This is a genomic window from Actinoplanes sp. M2I2 (assembly GCF_023544445.1).
Classification (GTDB): domain Bacteria; phylum Actinomycetota; class Actinomycetes; order Mycobacteriales; family Micromonosporaceae; genus Actinoplanes.
In genome coordinates this window covers 1-3,778 of the sequence record NZ_JALPVJ010000054.1, presented here as the reverse complement: position 1 = coordinate 3,778, position 3,778 = coordinate 1, and the positions used below count along the sequence as shown (strand labels likewise).

The following is a 3,778-nucleotide window of genomic DNA, read 5'->3' as shown; positions in this document are numbered from 1 at the left end:
CACCGCCGTGCCATGTTGGCCGTACGTGAAGGATGAGGCAAGCTTCAGGCTTGGTCGTCGCGAACTGCGTGATCGATCATGGTTGTCATGACTGTTCAATGAGGCACTGCCGGCCTACCGACGGCCTACCGGCCAGGCGACGGCGCCGCGCGTCGGTGGGCGCCCGTCAGGCGCGTCGGGTGACGGCTGCGTAGACCTGGCTCCCGGCCATCGCGCCCACAGCAGCACCTGCCACATCGTGCGAGAAGTCAGTGGGCGCGTGCCGGAAAAGCACGGCTACGCCCACCACGACGGCGAGCGCGACCGCTCCGGCCGCCAAGGCCGCTGACGTGTGATGGCGGTCGTCCGACTCGTGGAGCCACAGCAAGGACCCACCAAGGAGAAGCGGAAAGGCCCCCTCCAGCCCTTCGCGCCACACCAAGCCCACCAAGGCGAACATCGCGGCCGAGACACCGAGCCCGGTTGCCGCACGGTGCAGCGCCGCGCCGCCGGAAACGGCCAATCCTGGCTGAGCCTGTTCCGCGACGACATCGGGATGCATGCCGCAGATCGTAGTCCGTGCCGGTTAACGCCAACATCGAGATTCACCTATAACGCTTTGTGCGCCAGAGCCGAGTTCCGGGACCAGATGTTCCTGAGTTTCGGCACCGGCGGGATCTCGCGGATGTGGCCGCAACCCCCGGTTGGGCCTCCGAAGCCCGCACTCAGTCCGAGTCTCACGCACGCTCTAGGCGCCGGGGAGGCAGGAAGCGCTTTGTCCGCCGCAGATCCTGAGGTTCCAAGCACGAGGCTGGAATCATGGATGGATGCTGAAACGTCCCGACCCTGACCCCGATCTGGACCCGTTTCGAGGTGGGGTGGCGGTTTTGCGGCGGGACGGCGAAGTGGCCGGCCATGTGGCGACGCAGGTTGGCACGTTCTGGGCGCCCTTGAGCTTTTCCCTCCGTCGTCAGTGGTGGGTCTGGCTCATTGTCGTGTGGGCCGACGGGGATCGCGAGCCCCTCGACGAGGACTACCCGCCGTGGACCGTGGTGGGTGAAATGATATCGGGGACCTTCTCCCAGGAGCAGGATGACGCGCACGGTGGGCGCTACACCGTTGAGTGGCTACCGGAGGAAGCGCGCCAAGAGACGCTTTCGGAGCTCGGAATCGGGCCGGAGGATTTCTGACCGGCTCGGTCTGGGCAGCTTACTCATCGGCAGATCAGCGCACCCAGCACACCGGTCGTTTCATGATCGTCTGTGCAGACGGTGAACTAGCTCCGGTGGCGCGGCCTGGCGATGGAAATCCACCAGTGGCAACGGTTCTCACGAGTATCTCGGCTCGCGGCGCCGGCAACGTGGCGCCCGAAACTCGCGAACATCTGACGCCCATTTCGCGAACGAAGCCACGGCCGGCGCCTCTCTCCGAACGCTTGCTGAGAGGTTCAGTGACCCATCATCTGCATCTGGTTCTCGGTATGGCGACCGCCCGCGGCGGGCGGCAGTGCGGTGAGGGCGGCGACTTGTTCGGCCGTCAGTTCGACGGCGTCCGCGGCGGTGTTCTCCTCCACCCGGGTGACGCGCTTGGTGCCGGGGATGGGGACGATGTCCTCCCCCTGGGCGAGCAGCCAGGCCAGAGCAACCTGGGCCGAGGTGGCCCCTATCTGGTCAGCCAGAGCCTGTACCTGGTCGGCGAGGCGCACGTTGCGGCGGAAGTTCTCTCCCGTGAAGCGCGGGAGGGACTTGCGGAAGTCGCCGTCGTCCAGCTTTTCCAGGTCAGCCGGCGAGCGCAGGGACCCGGCGAGGAAACCGCGACCGAGTGGGGAGTACGCGACCAGGCCGATGCCGAGCTCGCGGAGTACGGGAAGGATCTGCTCCTGGTCACGGGACCAGAGCGAATACTCTGACTGCAGAGCGGTGACAGGGTGCACGGCGTGGGCTCGCCGGATGGTGTCGGCCCCGGCTTCGGACAGGCCCGCGTACCGGATCTTGCCTTGCCGGACGAGATCGGCGAGGGCGCCCATGGTGTCCTCGATCGGCGTGCCCGGGTCCGTCCGGTGCTGGTAGTAGAGGTCGATGTGGTCCGTGCGGAGGCGCTTCAGCGAGCCCTCGACCGCGACGCGAATGCTGTCCGGGCTGCCTGGGCGACTTCCGGCGTACGGAATCAGGCCGAACTTGGTGGCCAGAATGACCTGATCCCGGCGGCCCTGCAGTGCTCGGCCGACGAGCTCCTCGTTGATGTACGGGCCGTACACCTCGGCGGTGTCGATGAGGTTCACGCCGAGGTCGATCGCCCGGTGGAGAGTGCGGATGGATTCGTCGTCGTCGCTGCCGGCGCCGCTGTAACCGTGCGACATGCCCATCGCGCCCAGGCCGATGCGGGCAACCTCAAGGTTGCCGAGTTTCGCCGTTCGCATGGCATTCCTCCGTGGTGTATTTATGGGTTGAGTAACCCATTTTTACTCCGGATCTTTGGGCCGTGCAACCCAATCCGTTAGAATGAGGATGTGACATTGACTCGCAAAGGGCAGGCGACCAGAGAACGCATCCTCGAAGCGGCGACCGATCTGATCGCCCAGCGTGGCGTGGCCGGCACCGGCACCGAGGACGTGCGCAAGGCGGCCGGCATCAGCGGGTCGCAGCTCTACCACTACTTCGACAGCAAGCAGGCCCTCATCAGGGCGGTCATCACTCGCCAGGCCGAGGCGCCGCTGATCCCCGGCGAGCCGATCATGGGCGTTCTGGACAGCTTCGACGCCCTGCGGGCATGGGCCGACGCCGCCATCGAGCACCAGGACAGGAACAACGGCCGCGGCGACTGCACCTTGACGCTGTTGGCGGGTGAACTGAGCCCCACCGACGAAGAGGCCCGCGAGGACCTGTGCAACGTCTTCCTGCGTTGGCAGACGTTACTGCACGATGGCCTGCGGGCCATGCGGGAACGAGGCGACCTGCGCCCCGACACCGACCTCGACGAATTGTCCATGGCGCTGCTCACCGCGCTGCAGGGCGGCAGTCTCCTGAGCAACACCCTCCGAACGTCAGCGCCGATGCGGGCATCGATGAATGCTGCCCTCGCCTACGTCACCTCGTTCATGGTGTGACGTCCACGCCCGGTCGCGGCTGCTCGTTGCCAGGCTTGGCGGATGAACGCGCGTCATGCGGCAGTTCGGAGCCGGGCCGTCCCGGCTGAGGCCGGCTCGGTGAGCGCACCGAGTCGGCCGAGCGCCGCGACTTACCAGCGACGGAGTACGAACTCGTCGAGGCTGAAGTCACCGGTGATGGTCAGATCCAGCCGCGCGTCGAGCACAACCAAGCCGCGGGGGGTGTCCGCGGCGGTGGTGGGCGTGGGATCCGGCCACGGCACCAGCCGGGTTGTGGTCGCGGTGCGCCACCCGTCACTCGACCGCAGAACCTTCACCGCGCTGGTGCCGGCCGGGTTGTTGAGCGTGTTGGTGACGATGGCCAGGGAGCCGTCGCGGCGCAGGACGAGCCCGTCGGCGCCGGGGGCGAGCTGGTCGAGTTCGACCGGCCGGATCCCGCTGCCGTCCAGCCCGACCCGCAGCACCTGCCCGCTGTCGTACTTGCCGACCAGCAGGTACCCGTTCGGGTGCACGACGATTCCATTGACGCCGCTCGACGTGGTCGCGAACAGTGGGCTGTGGAACTTGCCGGTGACTTTCCCGGCTGTGTCGATCTTGAACACCGTGCCGCCGAAGGTGTCGGTGACGTAGGCGTTGCCGTTGCGGTCGACCGCGACGTCGTTGGCGGCGTGTGGTCCGGTGCCCAGCGCCAGA

Annotated in this window: 5 protein-coding genes; 2 read left to right on the top strand and 3 right to left on the bottom strand. The window is 66.9% G+C overall.

The genetic code is table 11. The annotated features are described in order from the left end of the window. Positions 1-166: 166 nt before the first annotated feature. Entirely contained in the window at positions 167-541 is a 375-nt protein-coding gene (locus HJC40_RS44920; RefSeq protein ID WP_250010001.1) for a hypothetical protein, read from the bottom strand. A 265-nt stretch (positions 542-806) separates the two neighbouring features. Here HJC40_RS44920 and HJC40_RS44915 point away from each other — a divergent pair, with 265 nt between their 5' ends. Then, a complete protein-coding gene (locus HJC40_RS44915) occupies positions 807-1,169 on the top strand; it encodes a hypothetical protein (RefSeq protein WP_250010000.1) in 363 nt (120 codons plus the stop codon). A 257-nt stretch (positions 1,170-1,426) separates the two neighbouring features. Here the strand turns inward: HJC40_RS44915 and HJC40_RS44910 are convergent, their stop codons facing one another. Beyond that, positions 1,427-2,398, bottom strand: coding sequence for an aldo/keto reductase (locus HJC40_RS44910; protein ID WP_250009998.1), 972 nt, complete (start codon positions 2,396-2,398; stop codon positions 1,427-1,429). A 90-nt stretch (positions 2,399-2,488) separates the two neighbouring features. Here HJC40_RS44910 and HJC40_RS44905 point away from each other — a divergent pair, with 90 nt between their 5' ends. Next, a complete protein-coding gene (locus HJC40_RS44905) occupies positions 2,489-3,085 on the top strand; it encodes a TetR/AcrR family transcriptional regulator (RefSeq protein WP_250009997.1) in 597 nt (198 codons plus the stop codon). A 131-nt stretch (positions 3,086-3,216) separates the two neighbouring features. On the opposite strand, the gene HJC40_RS44900 is transcribed toward HJC40_RS44905, so the two are convergent. Continuing rightward, on the bottom strand, positions 3,217-3,778 hold a 562-nt coding region (locus HJC40_RS44900; RefSeq protein WP_250009996.1), incomplete at its 5' end, for a hypothetical protein.

Coding starts and splice junctions, on each gene's coding strand:
- HJC40_RS44920 (WP_250010001.1), bottom strand. CDS start 541: ATGCATCCCGATGTCGTCGCGGAACAGGCTCAGCCAGGATTGGCCGTT.
- HJC40_RS44915 (WP_250010000.1), top strand. CDS start 807: ATGCTGAAACGTCCCGACCCTGACCCCGATCTGGACCCGTTTCGAGGT.
- HJC40_RS44910 (WP_250009998.1), bottom strand. CDS start 2,398: ATGCGAACGGCGAAACTCGGCAACCTTGAGGTTGCCCGCATCGGCCTG.